Origin of the sequence: Pseudomonas vranovensis, assembly GCF_040438935.1 — a bacterium.
Lineage (GTDB): Bacteria > Pseudomonadota > Gammaproteobacteria > Pseudomonadales > Pseudomonadaceae > Aquipseudomonas > Aquipseudomonas vranovensis.
Map to the genome: position 1 here is coordinate 4,150,881 of NZ_CP159259.1, position 19,150 is coordinate 4,170,030.

General features: G+C 62.8%; 18 protein-coding genes and 1 pseudogene. 8 read left to right on the forward strand and 11 right to left on the reverse strand.

Features of this window, described 5'->3' with window-relative positions:
• Positions 1–13: 13 nt before the first annotated feature.
• Positions 14–1,702: an FAD-dependent oxidoreductase gene (locus ABVN19_RS19365; RefSeq protein ID WP_256585810.1), complete on the forward strand. Its 1,689-nt coding sequence runs from the start codon at positions 14–16 to the stop codon at positions 1,700–1,702.
• Positions 1,703–1,770: 68 nt separating this feature from the next.
• On the opposite strand, the gene pcaG is transcribed toward ABVN19_RS19365, so the two are convergent.
• Entirely contained in the window at positions 1,771–2,376 is a 606-nt protein-coding gene (gene pcaG / locus ABVN19_RS19370; protein ID WP_028944010.1) for a protocatechuate 3,4-dioxygenase subunit alpha, read from the reverse strand.
• Positions 2,377–2,386: 10 nt separating this feature from the next.
• A complete protein-coding gene (pcaH, locus tag ABVN19_RS19375; protein WP_028944009.1) occupies positions 2,387–3,106 on the reverse strand; it encodes a protocatechuate 3,4-dioxygenase subunit beta in 720 nt (239 codons plus the stop codon).
• Between the two features lie 200 nt (positions 3,107–3,306).
• Between pcaH and ABVN19_RS19380 the strand changes: the two genes are divergently transcribed.
• On the forward strand, positions 3,307–4,188 hold the full coding sequence (locus tag ABVN19_RS19380) for a neutral zinc metallopeptidase (protein WP_028944008.1): 882 nt from the start codon (positions 3,307–3,309) through the stop codon (positions 4,186–4,188).
• 198 nt (positions 4,189–4,386) lie between these two features.
• Positions 4,387–6,306 (forward strand): methyl-accepting chemotaxis protein, encoded by a 1,920-nt coding sequence (locus tag ABVN19_RS19385; protein ID WP_028944007.1) that lies wholly within the window; start codon positions 4,387–4,389, stop codon positions 6,304–6,306.
• 95 nt (positions 6,307–6,401) lie between these two features.
• Here ABVN19_RS19385 and ggt read toward each other — a convergent pair whose 3' ends face one another.
• The 3 genes from ggt to ABVN19_RS19400 all read right to left on the reverse strand — a co-directional run bounded on the left by ggt (position 6,402) and on the right by ABVN19_RS19400 (position 9,741).
• Complete coding sequence (ggt, locus tag ABVN19_RS19390; RefSeq protein ID WP_028944006.1) at positions 6,402–8,069, reverse strand: gamma-glutamyltransferase; 1,668 nt, start codon at positions 8,067–8,069, stop codon at positions 6,402–6,404.
• Between the two features lie 117 nt (positions 8,070–8,186).
• Positions 8,187–9,083, reverse strand: a complete 897-nt coding sequence (locus ABVN19_RS19395; protein ID WP_105641670.1) for a LysR family transcriptional regulator — start codon at positions 9,081–9,083, stop codon at positions 8,187–8,189.
• A gap of 67 nt (positions 9,084–9,150) precedes the next feature.
• Positions 9,151–9,741, reverse strand: a complete 591-nt coding sequence (locus tag ABVN19_RS19400) for an NAD(P)H-dependent oxidoreductase (RefSeq protein WP_028944004.1) — start codon at positions 9,739–9,741, stop codon at positions 9,151–9,153.
• Between the two features lie 194 nt (positions 9,742–9,935).
• Between ABVN19_RS19400 and ABVN19_RS19405 the strand changes: the two genes are divergently transcribed.
• Positions 9,936–10,250: a putative quinol monooxygenase gene (locus tag ABVN19_RS19405; RefSeq protein ID WP_028944003.1), complete on the forward strand. Its 315-nt coding sequence runs from the start codon at positions 9,936–9,938 to the stop codon at positions 10,248–10,250.
• Here the strand turns inward: ABVN19_RS19405 and ABVN19_RS19410 are convergent.
• Complete coding sequence (locus ABVN19_RS19410) at positions 10,240–11,004, reverse strand: sulfite exporter TauE/SafE family protein (protein WP_105641671.1); 765 nt, start codon at positions 11,002–11,004, stop codon at positions 10,240–10,242. The genes ABVN19_RS19405 and ABVN19_RS19410 overlap by 11 nt on opposite strands.
• Positions 11,005–11,081: 77 nt before the next feature.
• On the opposite strand from ABVN19_RS19410, the gene ABVN19_RS19415 reads away from it, so the two are divergent.
• Genes ABVN19_RS19415 through ABVN19_RS19425 form a run of 3 tightly spaced genes read left to right on the forward strand, consistent with a single transcriptional unit; the run spans position 11,082 to position 13,181 of the window.
• The gene (locus ABVN19_RS19415) at positions 11,082–11,963 is read left to right on the forward strand and encodes a LysR family transcriptional regulator (RefSeq protein ID WP_105641672.1); all 882 of its coding nucleotides are present in this window, start codon (positions 11,082–11,084) and stop codon (positions 11,961–11,963) included.
• A 10-nt stretch (positions 11,964–11,973) separates the two neighbouring features.
• Positions 11,974–12,789 carry an aminoglycoside adenylyltransferase family protein gene (locus ABVN19_RS19420; protein ID WP_256585811.1) on the forward strand — a complete coding sequence of 272 codons (816 nt, stop codon included), beginning with the start codon at positions 11,974–11,976 and terminating at the stop codon, positions 12,787–12,789.
• Positions 12,790–12,836: 47 nt separating this feature from the next.
• Positions 12,837–13,181, forward strand: coding sequence for a cupin domain-containing protein (locus ABVN19_RS19425; protein WP_028943999.1), 345 nt, complete (start codon positions 12,837–12,839; stop codon positions 13,179–13,181).
• A gap of 63 nt (positions 13,182–13,244) precedes the next feature.
• Here the strand turns inward: ABVN19_RS19425 and mmsB are convergent, their stop codons facing one another.
• Both mmsB and ABVN19_RS19435 read right to left on the reverse strand, forming a co-directional pair.
• The gene (gene mmsB / locus ABVN19_RS19430; RefSeq protein WP_028943998.1) at positions 13,245–14,132 is read right to left on the reverse strand and encodes a 3-hydroxyisobutyrate dehydrogenase; all 888 of its coding nucleotides are present in this window, start codon (positions 14,130–14,132) and stop codon (positions 13,245–13,247) included.
• A gap of 10 nt (positions 14,133–14,142) precedes the next feature.
• Positions 14,143–15,670 (reverse strand): annotated as a pseudogene (locus ABVN19_RS19435) (CoA-acylating methylmalonate-semialdehyde dehydrogenase).
• A gap of 134 nt (positions 15,671–15,804) precedes the next feature.
• On the opposite strand from ABVN19_RS19435, the gene ABVN19_RS19440 reads away from it, so the two are divergent.
• Positions 15,805–16,752, forward strand: a complete 948-nt coding sequence (locus tag ABVN19_RS19440; protein ID WP_105641674.1) for a LysR family transcriptional regulator — start codon at positions 15,805–15,807, stop codon at positions 16,750–16,752.
• Here ABVN19_RS19440 and ABVN19_RS19445 read toward each other — a convergent pair.
• The 3 genes from ABVN19_RS19445 to ABVN19_RS19455 are packed head-to-tail and all read right to left on the reverse strand — an operon-like array spanning position 16,749 to position 19,093.
• Positions 16,749–17,249 (reverse strand): OmpA family protein, encoded by a 501-nt coding sequence (locus ABVN19_RS19445; protein WP_105641675.1) that lies wholly within the window; start codon positions 17,247–17,249, stop codon positions 16,749–16,751. The two genes, ABVN19_RS19440 and ABVN19_RS19445, sit on opposite strands and share 4 nt — an antisense overlap.
• 3 nt (positions 17,250–17,252) lie before the next feature.
• On the reverse strand, positions 17,253–18,518 hold the full coding sequence (locus ABVN19_RS19450; protein ID WP_028943994.1) for a diguanylate cyclase: 1,266 nt from the start codon (positions 18,516–18,518) through the stop codon (positions 17,253–17,255).
• A complete protein-coding gene (locus ABVN19_RS19455; protein ID WP_028943993.1) occupies positions 18,518–19,093 on the reverse strand; it encodes a YfiR family protein in 576 nt (191 codons plus the stop codon). The genes ABVN19_RS19450 and ABVN19_RS19455 overlap by 1 nt, the downstream gene beginning before the upstream one ends.
• Positions 19,094–19,150: the final 57 nt, after the last annotated feature.

Consider the following 19,150-nt stretch of genomic DNA (forward strand, 5'->3'; position numbering starts at 1 on the left):
CACGTCCTTCCGCGTGGAGTGCGACGTACTGGTCATCGGTTCCGGTGCTGCCGGTTTGTCGGCGGCGGTAACCGCCGCCTGGCATGGGCAGAAGGTCATCGTAGTGGAAAAGGAGGCCGTGTTCGGTGGCGCCACCGCCTGGTCGGGCGGCTGGATGTGGGTGCCGTGCAACCCGCTGGCGCAACGGGCCGGCATCATCGAAGACCGCTCGCAACCGCGCACCTACCTTGAACACGAACTGGGCAAGCGTTTCGACGCACCGATGATCGACGCCTTTCTCGACGCCGCGCCGCGCATGGTGTCGTTCTTCGAGCGCCACACCGCCCTGCAGTTTGCCGACGGCAACGCTATCGCCGACATCCATGGGCAGACACCGGGTGCCGGCACCGGCGGACGCTCGGTGATCGCCGCGCCCTATGACGGCCGCCAGGTGGGCAAGCTGATCAAGCGGTTGCGCAAGACCCTGCGCGAAACGTCCTTTGTCGGCATGCCGATCATGGCAGGCAAAGACCTCGGCGCCTTCCTCACCCTCACCCGCTCGTGGCGCTCACTGTGGCATGTGGGTAAACGCGTCAGCCGTCACCTGCTCGACCTGGCCGTGCATGGCCGCGCCCTGCAGCTGGTCAATGGCGTAGCGCTGGTAGCACGCCTGGCCAAGTCGGCAGAAGACCTGGGCGTACTGCTGTGGGAGTCGGCCCCGGCCAAATCATTGGTGCATGAACAGGGCCGGGTCAGTGGCGCCGTGGTCGACACTGTCCGCGGCCCGGTCACCATTCATGCCCGCAAGGCGGTGGTGCTGGCGGCCGGTGGCTTTGCCAACGACATCGAGCGGCGCAAGGCGCTGTTTCCACGCACGCCCACCGGGCATGAACACTTGGCCTTGCCGCCATTGGGCGCCAACGGCGATGGCCTGCGCCTGGGCGAAAGCGTCGGCGGCCAGGTGGCGGACGACCTGCACAGCCCGGTGGCCTGGGCGCCGGTGTCGCGGGTGCCGTACAAGGACGGCACCTTCGGGCATTTCCCGCACATCATCGAACGTGGCAAGCCCGGCATCATCGGCGTGCTGGCCAGCGGCAAACGCTTCGTCAACGAAGCCGACGGGTACTACGACTACGTCAGTGCCATGGTCGCCCAGGCGCCGGGCGAGCAGGTGGCCTCGTGGCTGATCTGCAGCCATGTCTTCCAGCGTCGTTATGGATTGGGCATTTCCCGGCCCTTCCCGCTGCCGCTGCAACCTTCTATCGACTCGGGCTACTTGAAGGTCGGCAACACCCTCGAAGCCCTGGCCCAAGCGTGTGGAATCGACCCGCAGGGCTTGAGCGACACCGTGGCCGAATACAACCGCCACGCCCGCCTGGGCGAAGACCCGGCGTTCGGCCGCGGCTCAACGCCGTACAACCGCAAACAGGGCGATGCCCTGCATGGGCCGAACCCTTGCGTTGCACCCATCGAACAGAGGCCTTTCTATGCAGTGAAGGTGGAGCCGGGATGCTTTGGCACCTTTGCAGGGCTCAAGACCAACGAGCATGCGCAAGTGCTCGACAACCAGAGCCAGCCCATTGCCGGGTTGTACGCGGCGGGTACCGACATGGCCAGCATCATGGGTGGGTACTACCCGGCGGGGGGGATCAACTTGGGCCCGGCGGCGACCTTCGGCTACATCGCCGGACGGCATATTGCGGGAGTTACCGAATACGAATGATGGCTGTAGGAGCGGCGGTGCGACGTCTCGACTTGCCCCGCTCCTACCAAGAGCAAGAGTGCATCAACTCAGAAATCGAAGAACACCGTCTCGCCTTCCCCCTGAATCCGGATATCAAAGCGATAGGCCAGCTTCCCATCCACCTCACACCGTGTCGCCACCAACGTCTCGCGACGCTGCGGTTGCTCGATCAGGTTGAGCACCGGGCACTGCGCATTGGCCTGCGCCTCGTCATCGAAGTACAGCCGCGTCTGCAGGTGAATGTTGATCCCCCGCGCAAACAGACTGACATTGATGTGCGGCGCCATCGGCACACCGGCCGCGTTGCACACTACGCCAGGCTTGATGGTGTTCAACGTCCACTCACCGGCATCGAAGGTGGTGGCCGTACGGCCAAAGCTGTTGAATGGCTGCTCCAGGTCGAAGTCGCCCTGGTACTGGCCATTGTGATCGGCCTGCCAGAACTCCAGGAACGAGTCGCGCACCAGGTGGCCATTGCCGTCGTAGACGTTGCCAAACACCAGGATGTGCTCACCCGGCGCATCCGGGCGGGCCATGCGATTCCAGATTTCCTGGTCACGGGTCGGGTTGCCGGCAGCTTCAAGGGCCAGGCCGATGTGAACATACGGGCCGGCCGTCTGCGAAGGGGTTTCCGGCAGCAATTGAATGGGCATAGTCACCTCCTCAGCGGTTTTCGAAGTGGGTCTTGCGCTGGCCGCGCAACACGATGTCGAAGCGATAGGCCAGGCTGTCCATCGGGTTGGCGTTGCTCATGTCCAACCGGGCAATCAGGCTCTGCACCGCCTCGGGATTGGCGATCGACTTGACGATCGGGCACATCGGAATCAACGGATCGCCTTCAAAATACAGCTGGGTGATCAACCGCGTGGCAATCGACGGGCCGCTGATCGACACGTGAATATGCGCTGGCCGCCAGTCGTTGGGGCCGTTGCGCCATGGGTACGGGCCCGGCTTGATGGTGCGGAAGCTGTAGTAGCCATCGCTATCGGTCAAAGCACGGCCGACACCACCGAAGTTGGGGTCCAGCGGGGCGAGGTAGCGGTCGTTCTTGTGGCGGTAGCGGCCACCGGCGTTGGCCTGCCAGATCTCCACCAGCGTATGCGGGATCGGCTTGCCGTACTGGTCGCACACACGGCCGGCAAGGATGATCCGCTCTCCGATCGGCAGGCCGCCATTGTTGAAATTGAGCAGCAGGTCGTGGTCATGCTCGCCGAATTTCAGGTGCGAGAAGTCCGGTCCGGTGCTTTCACTGATCGACTGGGGAATGCTCACCAGTGCCTGGCGCGGCGAACGGGCAATGGAGGTTTTGTAGTCCGGGGTCAAGGCCTTGGGGTGCCAGTTGCGATCACGGATAGCGAAGCGACTGTTGTCTTGTGCAGACATGCCGTTCTCCTGTCTTGGAATTATTGGAACACCTGGGCGTGGCAGGCGAGCTTGCAGTTTCCGGCATGTCCGGCATCGGCGATATTGAAAAGAGCCCTCACAATCATAACCATATGGTTATGTGAGCATCAGGAATCTGACAGAGCGAGGCCCGGTGAACTAATCTTTGAGCTCATGTTTCCAAGCTCGGGAGAGCACTCATGCAATGGCGAAAAGGCAGGCGTAGCGACAATGTGGTCGATGCCCGAGGCGAGGGCGGTGGCGGCATGCGCTTCGGCGGTGGCAAGGGCCTGAGCATCGGTGCGATCCTGCTGATCGTCGGTATCGGCTGGATCACCGGGCAAGATCCTTTGCAGATTCTCGGCCAACTGGCCGGGCAGATGGACCAGCAAAGTGCTCCGGTCAGCACGGGCCCTGCCAAGGCACCTCCGGCCAACGATGAGCAGGCCGAGTTCGTTGCCTCGATCCTCGGCGATACCGAAGACACCTGGCGGGCGATCTTTGCCCAGGCCGGCCGCCAATACAAAGACCCGACCCTGACCCTGTTCAGCGGCCAGATCAATTCGGCCTGCGGCTTCGCCTCCTCGGCGGTCGGGCCGTTCTATTGCCCAGCCGACCAGAAGGTCTACCTGGACATGAGCTTCTTTCGTGAAATGGAGCAGCGCTTCGCCGCCGCCGGCGACTTCGCCCAGGCCTACGTGATTGCCCACGAAGTCGGCCACCATGTGCAGACCCTGCTCGGCGTGTCGGCCAAGGTCCAGGCGGCACGCCAGCGGGGCGAACGCATGGAAGGCGACAATGGCTTGCTGGTACGCCAGGAACTGCAGGCCGATTGCCTGGCCGGCGTCTGGGCCTACCAGGCGCAACAACGCCTGAACTGGCTGGAGCCGGGAGACATTGAAGAGGCCCTGAACGCTGCCAATGCCATCGGCGATGATCGGCTGCAGCAGAAAGGCCAAGGCCGGGTGGTGCCGGACTCCTTCACCCACGGCACCTCGCAACAGCGCGTGCGCTGGTTCAAGACCGGCTTCGCCAAGGGCGACATCAACCAGTGCGATACCTTTACCAGCCGCGCCCTCTGAACACTCGTCCCTGATGCACGGCAGCCCCTTCAGGCTGCCGTTTACATACCTGGTTACGACCGCCGGTCATTTTTGCCGAAAAAGCGTTTCAGCTCCGCGCCGAGCCGCCGATAACCCGTGCTCAAGTACATCGACTGGCTACAACAACAACCTTCCAGCGATACGGATCAAGACGCACAACGTTCCTGGAGGGATTGCATGAATAGCTGGTTTGCCAACATCAGCGTCAACCTGAAACTCGGCCTGGGCTTCGGCCTGGTGCTGCTGCTCACCAGCCTGCTGGCCCTGACCGGCTGGAACAGCATGGGTGGGCTGATCGACCGCAGCAACTGGATGAGCGACATCACCCAGCTCAACAGCGACCTGACCAACCTGCGCATCACGCGCCTGCAATACATGCTGACCAACGGCGACGATGCCACCGCTGGCACCGTGCAGGTCAAGCTCAATGCCTTCAGCGAACAACAGCAAAAGCTGCTCAAGAACTTCAAGAGCCCGGAAAACGTCAAGCTGCTTCAGGAACTGGGCCAGACCATCAGCGAATACCAGGTGTCGATCAACAAGATGCGCGCCGGTTACAAAACCAGCCTGGCCGCCCGTGATGCGATGAACCTGGCCGCCGCGCGCGCCATCGACCTGGTCGAGGCGATCAACCGCGACATCCTTGCCCTGCCCGAAGGCGACGCCAGCCGTCTGGAGCAATTCCGCACCATCACCCAGGCCAAGGAGCAGCTGTTCCAGGTGCGCCTGGCCGTGCGCAGCTACATTGCCGACATCAGCAGCGAAGCCGAGCAACTGGCCCTGCGCCAGCTCGATGGCGCCCTGGCCGAAATTGCCAGCCTGAACCGCCAGATGCCGCACGAAGCCGCTCGCATCCAGCAGTTTGAAAGCGCAGTGCTGGCCTACCGCGATGCCGTGCGTCAGTTCCGCGATGCCACCGCCGACGTTGCCGTGGCCCGCCAGGAAATGACCGTACAAGGCGCCACCATCGTCAAGATCAGCGACGCCTTGTACAAGATCCAGCTCGAACGCCGCGACAGCGAAAGCGCCCAGGCCCGTACCCTGCAATTGACCGCCACCCTGCTGGCACTGTTGGTGGGTGTATTGGCTGCGGTGGTCATCACCCGCCAGATCACCCGTCCGCTGCGCGAGACCCTGGCCGTGGTGGAAAAAATCGCCGCCGGCGACCTCACCCACAACCTGCGCGTTACTCGCCGCGACGAACTGGGCGTATTGCAGCAAGGCATCCAGCGCATGGGCGAGACCCTGCGTGACCTGATCAGCGGCATCCGCGACGGCGTCACCCAGATCGCCAGCGCCGCCGAAGAACTCTCGGCCGTGACCGAAGAAACCAGCGCCGGGGTCAACAGCCAGAAAGTCGAGACCGACCAGGTCGCCACCGCCATGCACGAAATGGCCGCCACCGTGCAGGAAGTGGCGCGCAACGCCGAACATGCCTCGGCCGCCGCCACCGATGCCGACTCGCAAGCCCGTGCCGGTGATCAGGTCGTCGCCGAAGCCATCAGCCAGATCGAACGCCTGGCCGAAGAAGTACACCGTTCGACCGAGGCCATGGGGCTGCTGCAGCAAGAAAGCCAGAAGATCGGCAGCGTCATGGACGTGATCAAGTCAGTGGCCGAGCAAACCAACCTGCTGGCCCTGAACGCGGCCATCGAAGCGGCCCGGGCCGGTGAAGCCGGACGCGGTTTTGCCGTGGTGGCCGACGAGGTCCGGGGCTTGGCTCAGCGCACGCAAAAGTCCACCGAAGAGATCGAAGAATTGGTGGCCGGCCTGCAGAGCGGTACCCAGCAAGTGGCCAATGTGATGCTCGGCAGCCGCAACCTGACCGACAGCAGCGTCGAACTGACCCGCAAGGCTGGCGCCTCGCTGGAAAGCATCACTCGCACGGTTTCGAACATTCAGTCGATGAATCAGCAGATTGCCGCTGCGGCCGAACAGCAGAGCGCAGTGGCCGAACAAATCAGCCGCAGCATCCTCAACGTGCGCGATGTGTCGGAACAGACCGCGGCGGCCAGTGACGAAACTGCGGCCTCCAGTGTCGAGCTGGCCCGGTTGGGCAACCAGCTGCAGACCATGGTCAGCCACTTCCGGGTGTAAACGCATCGCGGGGCAAGTCGAGACGTCGCACCGCCGCTCCTACACAAAACCTGTGGAGCGGCGGTGCGACTTGCCCCGCGATCAACCGCCAGTGTTTATTTAACGACGTGTCCCACTCCCCGCCCACGCGGGTCGGATGCCGTCTCCAGCGCCGTGCCATTGACCCGGATCGCCTGGATGTCACCCATCTCCCAACCCTGGTCTTCCAGGGTGTAGCCCATCTTTTTCAGCTCGTCCGCCACCTTGCCGGTGAGCGGTGCATAGGCATCGAAGTAGATAGTGTCTTTAGGCAGCAACTGGTGATGAACCCGCTGCGCCGCCACGGCTTTCTCCAGTGGCAGGTTGTAGTCGTACAGGTTGTTCAGCACCTGGAAGATCGAGGTGAAGATCCGCGAACCACCCGGCGTCCCCAGCACCAGGGTGACCTTGCCGTCACGGGTGACCAGGGTCGGGGCCATGGATGAGAGCATGCGCTTGCCCGGCTCGATGGCGTTGGCATCACCGCCCACCACACCAAAGGCATTGGCGACACCTGGCTTGGAGCTGAAGTCGTCCATCTCGTCGTTGAGCAAGAAGCCTGCGCCCTTGACCACCACGCCACTGCCGTAGTCCCAGTTCAGGGTGTAGGTGTTGCTGACCGCGTTACCCTGCTTGTCGACGATGGAGAAGTGGGTGGTCTGGTGTGGTTCAAGGCCCGGGCGGACTTTCTCGGTTTCGGAAATGGCTGTCGGGTTGACCTCCTGGGCACGCTTGGCCAGGTAATCCTTGGCGATCAACTTATCCACAGGCACCTTGGAGAATGCCGGGTCGCCCAGGTAGTCGGCACGGTCGGCGAACACGCGCTTTTCGATTTCGGCCAGCAAGTGGATGTAGCGCGCCGAGTTCAGGTCAACGCCCTTGAAGTCGGCCGCACGGTTTTCCTTGATACCCAGCAGTTGGGCCAGGGCCACGCCGCCAGAGCTTGGCAGCGGTGCGGTGTAGACCACGTTGCCACGCCACTCGATACCCATCGGGTCACGCCATACCGCTTTGTAGTCCTTCAGGTCTTCCTTGCTGATCAGGCCTTTGTCAGCCTGCATCTGCGCCACCAGCAGGTCGGCGGTCTTGCCCTGGTAGAACTCGCTAACACCTTTGTCGGCAATGCGCTCCAGGGTTTGCGCCAGCTCCGGCTGCTTGAAGGTCTCGCCGACTTTCATGTTGCCGAAGTAGTCGTTGAAGTTGGTGCTGTCCTTGAACAGGCCCAGGGCATCTTCGCGGTACTGGTACTGCTTTTCAGCGATCTTGAAGCCGTTCTTCGCGTAGCCCACCGCCGGGGTGATCAGCTCGGCCCAGGGCAACTTGCCGAACTTCTGATGCGCCTCCCACAAGCCCATCACTGTACCCGGTACACCGGCGGCGCGGGCGCCGACCAGGCTCAGGTTCTCGATGATCTCGCCTTTTTCGTCCAGGTACATGTTGCGGCTGGCGGCTTTTGGCGCCACTTCGCGGTAGTCGAGGAAGTACGGCTTGCCGTCCATGTACAAGGTCATGAAACCGCCGCCGCCGATGTTGCCGGCTTCGGGATAGGTCACGGCCAGGGTGAACGCGGTGGCTACAGCGGCATCGACCGCGTTGCCACCTTTTTTCAGGATTTCGGCGGCCACCTGTGCACCATATTGATCAGGTGCGGCTACCGCGCCACCTTCCAGCGTCACGGCGTAAGCCGATGAACTGGCGATTATCGCGGCACTCAGGCCCAGGGTTCGGAACATCACAACGCGCATGAGAGCTTCCTTGGTGTTGTTTTCGTTGAACAGCCATTAAGGCTTATGTCCGAAAACTAATCAAACACCGCAAGAAAATGCGCCGCAGGCAGGCAGGTTTTGTCGCAGCCGGAGTAGTCAGCAGGCGTAGACCGCCAGTTTGTGCTGGATGAAATCGAGAAAGCACTGGATGCGCAGCGCCAACTGCGAGTTGCGGTAGTACACCGCATTGATCGGCTGGCGATAGCCGCTGTTGTACTCGCCGAGCACCACCTGGAGGCCGCCGGCGCGAATGTCTTCATGGGTCATGAAGTGCGACAGGCAAGCGATGCCCTCACCGGCCAGGGCCAGTTCGCGCAGGGTCTCGCCGCTGGACGCCGACAGGCTCGGGCGTATCAGCAAGCGGTCACCTTCGGCATGGCGCAGCGGCCAGTGGTTGAGGGTTTCGGTCTGGGTGAAACCAAGCAGCGCATGCGCCTGCAGGTCTTCGACCCGCTCGGGTGTGCCATGGTGCGCCAGGTAGGCGGGGCTGGCCAGCACATTCAACGGGCTGCATCCCAGCGAGCGGGCATGCAGGCTGGAGTCGGCCAGCTCGCCGATACGAATGGCGACGTCGGTGCTCTGCTCGATCAGGTCGATGATCAGGTCGCTGGTGTTGAGCTCCAGCTGGATCTGCGGATACAGCGCACGGAACTCGCCCACCCAGGGCACAATGGCGTGCAGCATGAAAGGCAAGGCAGCATTGATGCGCAGGCGGCCGGAAGGTGTCTGGTGGTGCACCGAGAGGTGCTCTTCGAGTTCGTCCATCTGCTGCAGGATCGACTTGGCCCGTTCGAAGAAAAACCGTCCCTCTTCGGTCAGGTCCATGCGCCGGGTGGTGCGGTTGATCAGCGTGGTGCCCAGCTTGGTCTCCAGGCGCGACAGGGTCCGGCTGATTGCCGAAGGCGTCTGCCCGCCCTGCTCGGCGGCAGCGGAGATCGAGCCGCACTCGATCACCGAGACGAACACCTGCAATTCATCGGACCTGGCTTTCACGGCTGTACCTTGGGGTGAGCAACAGCCGTGATAGATAGCCGCTTGGCGCGGCCAACGCAAGGACTCATCAGGCCGGTGTCTGGAAAACCCGGGCCAGGTGCTGCTCGTAGGCGGCCACGGCGGCCTCGACGTTCGGGCGCTTCATTACATCCACTGCCAGGTAGGTAGGCAAACCGCTCATACCGAGGAACTGGTTGGCCTTGTGGAACGGGAAGTACACCGCATCCACACCCTTGCCCTCGAAGAAATCGCTGGGGTCGTCAAAGGCTTGCTGCGGCGCGTTCCAGGTCAGCGACAGCATGTACTGCTTACCGTGGATCAGGCCGCCGCTGCCATACTTTTGCGAGGCATCGGAACGGGTGCGGCCATCGTTGGCGTACAGGCTGCCGTGGCCGGCGGTGAAGACTTCGTCCAGGTACTGCTTGACGGTCCAGGGCGCGCCCATCCACCAGCCGGGCATCTGGTAGATGATCACATCGGCCCAGAGGAATTTCTGCACTTCTTCGGCATTGTCGTAGCCACCGTCGATATAGGTGGTCTTGACGTCGAAGCCTGCACGGTCGAGGAACGCCAGTGCGGCCTCGTGCAGGGTCTCGTTCAGGCGACCGTCGGAGTGGGCGAATTTTTTACCGCCGTTGAGCAACAGGACCTTTTTCATCACTTGCCTCATCTGTCGTTCGATCCGTTGCTGTCTCATGGCGGCTGGGATCGGGTGAATTTGGATGGCGGCAGATTAGGGGTTCGCGAGCGTTGGAAAAACCACCTCGCAGGCAAAAGGCTTTTGACTAAAAAGCACGAATCTAGCACTCATTATTGAAATAAAATCAGGCTTCCCTACCAGAGGTCCACCTCATGAGCGAACCCTACGGCTTCATTCTCAAAGCCAAGACCCGCCCGGAAAAAGCCGAAGCGTTCGAGGCGCTGTTTCGTGCCTATGTCGAGCCTAGCCGTGCCGAACCCGGCTGCATCGAATACCACATGCTGCGCGACAAGGAAGACCCGAGCCTGTTCGTGTTCTACGAAATCTGGGCCAGCAAGGCCGCACTGGACATACACTCGGCCCTGCCCCATATGCAGCAGTTTTTCGAAACGCGCATGGAGTACCTGGAGCGCGACTTCGACATCCAGTTGGTCGAGATGCTCAGCCCGTCCTCGGCTAGCCGTTGAGCAACAAGTGCGCACCGAGCACCGCCAGGCCGATAAAGAAGCAGCGTTTGAACAGCACCGCACTGATGCGCTGACGCAGCCACTGGCCGCACAGCATGCCCAACAGCGCCGGCGCCAGCACCAGCAGTGATGCCCCCAGCGCCTCGGCGCCAAGCGCATCCTGACCGGCCAGGCCGACCGCCAGGGCCAGGGTCGAGACCGTGAACGACAGGCCCAAGGCCTGGACCATTTCGTCACGGTTCAGGCCCAGGCTCTGCAGATAGGGCACCGCCGGGATCACGAACACTCCGGTGGCCGCCGTCACCACCCCGGTGACCAGCCCACACAACGGCCCGAGCCAGGACTCCCGGCCCGGCGCCAGTCGCAGCCCAGGCCCGCACAGTCCGTAGACGGCATACACCAGCAGCGCGCCACCCAAGGCATGTGCCGCCCACTGACCGCTGTCGATCCCAAGCCACACGCTGCCCAGCAAGGTGCCAGCGAAGATCATCACCAACATCGGCCACAACCGTCGCAACAAGGCCAGCAAGTGCCCGCCGGCCGCCAGTTGCCAGAGGTTGGTCAGGGTGGAAGGCACAATCAGCAGCGCTGCAGCCTGCGCCGGGGCCATAGCCAGCCCGAGCAGGCCCATGGCGATGGTCGGCAGGCCCAGGCCAATCACGCCCTTCACCGCCCCCGCCAGCAAAAAGGTGAACACCACCAGCAGCGTCAGCGCCGGACCGATATCCTGATAAAAGCCGAGTAAGGTCGTCATGGGCCCATGCTGCCTGCAATGCGGGTGGCTGAAAATCTGCCATATACTGAGCCAGACTATTGCCCAGGCAGAGGCTCATGCATTTTGATCTGATCGACCTGCGACTGTTCAAGCACACCCTGGAGTGCGGCAATATCACCGCCGGCGCCCAGCGCAGCCACCTCTCGCTGCCCGCCGCCAGCGCGCGTATCCGCGCCATGGAAGCATCGCTCGGCACGCCCCTGCTCGAACGTAACCGCCGCGGGGTGCAGGCAACTCCGGCCGGCCAGGCGTTGCTGCAGCATGCACGCCTGATCGGCCAGCAGGTCGAACGCTTGCAGTTCGACCTGGCCCAGCATGCCCAGGGCCTGCAAGGCCAGGTGCGGTTGTTGTGCAACACCGCAGCCCTCAGTGAATACCTGCCCGAACGGCTGGCAGGTTTCCTCGCCAACTACCCGGCTATCACCCTCGACATCCAGGAGCTGCCCAGCCTGCGCATCGTCCAGGCCATCACCCAGGGCGCGGCGGACATCGGCATCATCTCCACCGCTGTCACCAGCGAGCACCTGCAGACCCTGCCCTTTCACGACGACCCGCTGGTGCTGATCATGCCGCCAGCGCACCCACTGGCGACGCGCACCGACCTGCGCTTCGCAGACACCCTGGACTATGGTTTTGTCGGCTTGTCGAGCGACAGTGCCCTGACCCTGCACTTGGAAGAACAAGCCCTGCACCTGGGGCGGCGCTTGCAGATCCGGGTACGGGCCGAAGGCTTCGACGGCATGATCCGCATGGTCGCCCATGGCGCCGGGCTGGGCGTGGTGCCCTTGGCAGCGGTACACCGCTGGCAGGGCGTGCTGGCCTTGCACAACGTGGCCCTCAAGGAACCCTGGGGCCAGCGCCAACTGCTGTTGTGCGCCCGCGACTTCAGCACCTTGCCGGGCCATGGCCTGGCGTTGGTGCAACACCTGCGCCCTTAGGAGAACGACAGTGGACTTCACCTTCCCAGCCAGCCTTTCCAGCGCTGTTGCAGAGCAGTTGGCAGCGGCCTGCGCTGTACTCGAACGCCACCTCGGCGATACCCTGCAAGCCGTTCACTTGTACGGCTCGGCTACCGTTGGCGGGCTCAAGCCGGCCAGCGATCTTGACCTGCTGGTTACCGTAAGTGCGCCGCTGCCCGAGCCACTCAGGCGGACGTTGATGTCTGCCTTGCTCGCAGTTTCGGCGCCACCCGGTGGCCCGGTACGCGCCCTGGAAGTGACGGTTGTGGCCAAGGTTGATGTGCGGCCCTGGCACTACCCGCCACGGCGCGAACTGCAGTTTGGCGAATGGCTGCGCGACCAGGTGCTGGCCGGCCAGATCGAGCCCGCCCAGCTCGACCCGGACCTGGCAATCCTGCTGACCAAGGCCCGACAGCACAGCTTCTGCCTGCTGGGAGTGGCGGCGGCGGCCTGGTTCGAGCCTGTACCAAAGGCAGACCTGGCCCAGGCCTTCGCCGATACGCTTGCGCAATGGCAGACACCCGACGACTGGCGGGGTGATGAACTGACTGTGGTTCTGGCGTTGGCGCGTATCTGGTACAGCATGGAGACTGGCGCCATTGCGCCCAAGGACGTGGCCGCGACCTGGGTGCTGGAGCGCCTGCCTCCAGAGCAACAGGCCGTATTGAGACAGGCGCGCGATGCCTACCTTGGCCATGTCGAAAACAGCCTGGCTGATGATCTCGAGCAGGTTAGCGCTTTTGTGTACCACTGCAAGGCGCAGATCGAGCGCTCGACGTCGAACCCAGACAACTCCACCCCGTAGATCGGGCCTATGGTGACGGACCTTTGAGCCGATCCCATGGAGTTCACATGTCTGATTTCATCACCGTGCTGCGAGACACCTGCCCAACCCCCGTGCTGAACGCGACCCAGTGGAAACGCATCGGTGGCGACCCGCACACCGTGAACCTCAACGCCTACCTGTCCGAAGACGGTAGCAAGATCATGGGCACCTGGATCTGCACGCCAGGCAAGTTCGAGGTCAATTATGAAAAATGGGAGTACTGCCACTTTCTCGACGGCTACTGCGTGATCACCCCTGAAGGTGAGCAGCCGGTGCATCTGAAGGCGGGGGATGTGTTCGTGATCGAACCGGGGATGAAGGGGACCTGGGAGGTGGTGGAGACGGTACGCAAGTATTTTGTCTTTGCTTGAGTGAGTTGATCGCGGGGCAAGCCTGCTCCTGCGGTAGGAGCGGGCTGGCCCCGCGATGCGGTGTTACTCCGGCTTGCGATAGCCCTCGACAATCGCCGAGAAGTCCTTGCCGCCGTCACCGCGCAGGCTCATCGCCTGGTACAGCTGCTGGGCCACGGCGCCCATGATCACTGGCTGGTGCGCCTGACGCGCCGCTTCGGTCGCCAGCCCCAGGTCCTTGAGCATCAGCTCGGCACCAAAGCCGCCGGTGTAGCCGCGTGAGGCCGGTGCCGTCTCGATAATGCCCGGCCACGGGTTGTAGGTGTCCGAACTCCAGCAGCGGCCGGTCGAGCTGTTGATGATCCCGGCCAGTACCTTGGTGTCGATGCCCAGGGCGTTACCCAGGGCCATGGCTTCAGACACTCCGACCATCGAGATGCCCAGCAGCAAGTTATTGCAGATCTTGGCGATCTGCCCGGTACCTACCGCACCACAATGGACGATATTGCGGCCCATCTGCGCCAGCACCGGCTGCAGGGTGGCGAACAGCTCGTCACTGGCGCCGACCATGAAAGTCAGGGTGCCGGCCGCTGCACCACCGGTGCCACCGGATACCGGCGCATCGGCCAGGTCGACACCTTGCTTGGCCGCTGCTACCGATACATCGCGGGCGGTCTGTGGGTCAATGGTGCTGCAGTCCACCACCGGCGTGCCTTTGCGCACACCAGCCAACACACCGTCTTCGCTCAGGTACACACCACGCACATGAGCGGCGGCCGGCAGCATGGTGATGACCATGTCGCTCTGCTGCGCGGCATCGCGTGGCGAGCTGCTGATCTGCCCGCCCAGTTCGGCAAGCTCGGCCAAAACGGTCTTGTTCAGGTCGAACAGGTTCAGTTGATGCCCGGCCTTGATCAGGTTGCGCGCCATGGGCGCGCCCATGTTGCCCAGGCCGATGAATGCAATACGCATGTTGAGCTCCTTAGCGCAGGCTGATGGTGGTGTTCACACCGTCGTTGACGCTGTCGTCATCGAACCAGCGACTGGTGACGGTCTTGGTCTGAGTGTAGAACTGCACCACTTGCTTGCCGTACGGCCCCAGGTCGCCAAGCTTGGAGCCGCGCGAACCGGTGAAGCTGAAGTAAGGAACCGGTACCGGGATCGGGATGTTGATACCGACCTGGCCGACGTCGATCTCGTTCTGGAACTTGCGCGCCGCCGCGCCGCTCTGGGTGAACAGGCCAGTGCCATTACCGAAGGGGTTGCGGTTGACCAGGGCGATGGCTTCATCGAGGGTGTCGACTTCCAGTACCACCAGCACCGGGCCAAAGATTTCCTGGGTGTAGATCTGCATGTCGGTGGTCACCCCGGAGAACAGGGTCGGACCAACGAAGTTGCCTTGCTCATAACCCGGCACGCTCACCTCGCGACCGTCGAGCTCAAGCGTGGCGCCTTCCTTGATGCCGCTCTCGATCAGGCCCAGGACACGCTCCTTGGCACGCTTGGAAATCAGCGGACCGACGTCGGTGCCGGGCTCGCTGCCTGCGTTGACCTTGAGCTTGGAGGCCAGCTCCTTGAGTTCTGGCAGCCACTCGCGGGCCTTGCCCACCAGCACTGCTACCGAGGTCGCCATGCAGCGCTGGCCAGCCGCGCCGAAGCCTGCTCCAACCAGGGCGTTGAGGGTCTGGGTACGGTTGGCATCAGGCAGCACCACCGCGTGGTTCTTGGCGCCCATCATCGACTGCACGCGCTTGCCGTGCTGGCCGGCCAGGTTGTAGACGTGGGTGCCTACTTCGGTGGAGCCGACGAACGAGATCGCCTTGATGTCGGTGTGGGTACACAGGGCATCGACCACCTGCTTGCCGCCGTGTACCACGTTGAGCACGCCGGCCTGGCACACCGGCTTCCAGGGCCAGCTCGACGAGCATCATGGTCGACAGCGGGTCCTGCTCCGACGGCTTGAGCACGAAGGTGTTGCCGCAGACGATGGCCATCGGGAACATCCACAGCGGAATCATCGCCGGGAAGTTGAACGGGGTGATGCCCGCGCACACGCCGATAGGCTGGCGCAGGGTGTAGGTGTCGACACCGCCTGCGACGTTCTCGGCGAACTCGCCCATTTGCAGGCTGCCGATGCTGCAGGCGTGCTCGACCACTTCCAGGCCACGGAAAATGTCACCTTCAGCGTCGGCAATGGTCTTGCCCTGCTCGGCGCTGAGCACCACGGCGATGCGTTTGGAGTGTTCACGGATCAGGGCCTGGAGCTTGAGCATGATGCGCATGCGGGCGCCGATCGGGGTGTCGCGCCAGGTCTTGAACGCACGCTGGCCGGCGGCGATAGCGGCATCGACTTCTTCGGCGGTGGCGAACGGTACACGGGCCAGCACTTGCTGGGTCGCCGGGTTGACCACGTCGCGCCATTCACTGGTTTTCGATTCGACCCACTGACCGTCGATCAGCAGCTTGACCTGCTCGACCTTGGTCTGGCCGGGAGTGAGGGATGCGTTCATGTGGGCTCTCCTGAAATTGTTGTTAGGAAGAGAACGCCGCCGGGTTTGCCACGACGGACGCTTGGGTCTGGGGCTTGTTTTGGAGTATAGATGTGCAAAGATCCAATAAGAACGCACATAAAAACCGGACCAACATGCAAAAAAACATCACCTCGCTGGGGTCGCTGAACTGGGACGACCTCAAGTTTTTCCTCGAAGTGGCCCGTACCCGCAAGGCCAGCGCAGCCGCCAAGCGCCTGGGCGTGGACTACACCACAGTGTCGCGTCGCATCAGTTCACTGGAAGTGTCGCTGGGAACGTTGCTGTTTGAAAAATCACGGACCAACGGCTTTGTCCTGACCGCCGAGGGCCAGCGTTTGCTCAGTTATGCCGAGTCCATCGAAAGCACCCTGCACATGGCGTGCGAGCAGGTGTCGGGGTCTGGCGTGGCGTTGTCCGGGCATGTACGCATGGGCTGTACCGAGGGCTTTGGCAGCTTTTTCGTCACTCCGCAGTTGAGCCACTTCGTCGATGCCTACCCGGCCATCTCGGTGGATATCCTGCCGCTGCCGCACTTCATCAGCCTGTCCAAGCGCGAAGCCGACATCGTCATCGCCCTGGAGCGTCCGGAACACGGGCCCTATGTGTGCTGCAAACTGTGCGACTACCGCCTGCGGCTTTACGCCACCCAGGACTACCTGGACAACCACGAGCCGATCACTCGCAGCAGCGACCTGGCCCAACATCAGTTCATCAGTTATGTCGACGACCTGGCCTTCAGCTCCGAACTGCTGTACCTGGCCAATGTGATACCGGCAGCCAGCGCCAACCTGCGCAGCACCAGCGTGATCGCCCAGTACGTGGCGGCTCAGCAGGGACGTGGCCTGGCGATTCTGCCGTGTTTTCTGGCCGCGCAGGATCCACGCCTGGTGGCGATATTGCCGGAGGAAGTGGAGATTACCCGGCAGTTCTGGATGTACTGCCGCGAGGACTTGCGCAAGTTGAAGCGGATCACCCTGTTGTGGGATTACATCCGCAACGTCACCGAGCGCAACGCGCCCCTGTTGATGGGCACGTCGCGCTCGATGAGTTTTGCCGATTAGTCGGAGGCGACGACGATGGCCACCCGTCGGTTTTCCATGCGCCCGGCACGGCTGGCGTTGCTGGCCACCGGCTCACTGCTGCCCAGGCCTCGGGTTTCGACATTTTCCGGGCGCATGCCAACCAAGGTCAGGACCTTGGCCACGCTGTTGGCCCGGCGCAGCGACAGTTGCTCGTTGTAGGCTGCCTTGCCGGTGGAGTCAGTGTGACCGTCGATCCGTACGCGCTGGATATCCACCGACAACAGCGACTTGCCAATGCGTTCGACAATGGCCTGGCTCTGGCTGTTGAGCGAGTCCAGGTCGCTGCCGAACAGCACCTTGCCGGACAGGCCGAATTCCCAGCCCTCGTCGGTCAGACGAAAGCCTTCCTGTTTGAGTACGGCAATCTGCTCAGCCGTCAGTCCTTTGGGCGGCACACTCTGGCAACCGGTCAAGGCCAACAACGCCAAGACCAGGAAGGTAAAGTGAAAACGCAGGTATCGACTCAAGTGTGTCACGGTTCAGCTCCTGTTTTTTTGATGGGCAGAGCACTCCGTCTCTGCCGTTTGCCACTGGCCGCGCGCAGTGCGCTTGGCCTGGTACATCGCCGCATCGGCGGCATTGAGTAAATCGGCGGGATTGCGGCCGTCATCCGGGAAGTAGGCGATGCCGACGCTCAATGAGGTGACGATGCTCTTGCCCTCGGCCAAGCCGATGGGCTGGCGCATGCTGATGATGATCTTCTCGGCGATGCGCTGGGCATCCTCGCGGCTGTGCAGGGGAGCCAGCAATACAGCGAATTCGTCACCGCCCAGACGCGCGACCAGGTCGTTTTCGCGCAGTTGCGAACGCACCCGCGCGGCGACGCTGACCAGCACTTCATCGCCGGCCGCATGCCCGTAGTTGTCGTTGATGTCCTTGAAGTTGTCGCTGTCGAGGAACAAAAGCGCCAGGTGCTCCTGGTGCTTGTTGGCGTTGCGCACGGAGCGGTTGAGCCGACCTTCGAAGTAGGCCCGGTTGGGCAGCCCGGTGAGGCTGTCGTGGCTGGCCTGGTGGGCGAGGCTCTCGTTCTCGCTCTGCAGGTGGTTCTGCCAGCTTTCAAGTTCGTCGAGCAAGGCATTGAAGTCGTTGCCCAGTTCATTGAGCTCGGCGATCTGTGCGGGTGGCACGCGCCGGTCAAAACTGCGCTCGCGGCGTGCCGCATGGGCCACGGTGGCCAGGCTGCGCAACGGCCCGACAATATCGCCGAACAGGCGCCGCGACAGGTACAACGCCCCCAACGCACTCAACACCGTGGAAAGCATGATGCCGGCCAGACCACTGAGCATGAAGCGCAACAGACTGCCGCCCTGCCCCACCAACTCGATGCGCCCGACCTGTCGGTCCTGGTGCAATACCGGCAGGATGATCGGCTCTTCCAACAGTGCTCGGGCTACCTGTTGCTCGATCTGAGCCATCAAGGTGTCTTCGCTGCGCTGCCAGCGGGCCAGCAGTTGATTACGGTGGTTGAATACCTTGGCGTCGGCCACCTCTTCGGTCGAGGCAATCATTGCCAGGGCTTCATTGGCGGCGCTGCTGTCATTGAACACCACGGCGGCTTCGACGGTGTAGTTGATCGATCGGGCGATCAGGTGCAAGTTGTGGTTGGCATACACCCGCAGCGCCAGTACGCCGAGTACGGTCAGCGAGATGCCGGCCAGACCCACCGCCAACAGCGCCACGCTCAAGTGTCGGCGGCCCAGGACAGATCGCAGGGTGGGGCGCTGGCGCACCCATTTAAGGCCCATCATGGCTGCGCCGCCCGACGCCGCGACAACTGCAGCACGCTGGGGTGAATGCGCACGCCGCTGCGCGCCACCGAATCGAGGTTGACCTCAAAGGCCACCTGCTGGTCGCTGACCCGCAAGCAGAACACGCTACCGACCGTACAGGGATCATTGGCCTCACTGATGCTCAACACCGGGTGGCCCGTCACAGCGCTGAACAGCTGTGTACGTTCATCCTGGCTCAGTTGCCCCAGGTACATGGCGTCGCACTCGGTGACGATTCGTGGGTCGTTGGCCAGCAGTCGGCGCACTGCCACCGGGCGTCCGCTGGCCTGGGTGGTGCCCTTAACCAGGTCGTCGGCGTATTCGGTAGGGCCGACCAGGCACAGGCGCAGTTGCTCGGGCTCCACCGGCCAACGCGCATAACTGAGGATGCCGAGTACCACTTCGGTCACGGCTTTGGCGCGTTGCTCTGCCAGGGTCGAGGCTGAATCCGTCCCGGCATGGGCCAGCGCTCCGAACATCAACGGCAACGCGACCAGCAGCGAACGCCCCCGGTTCGTCACACGTCCCGATGTCGGGGCGGCCACTTTCATGAAGGAAATCTCTTGGAGTACTGCAGGATACTGTCGCAACGATAGCACAATGGGCGA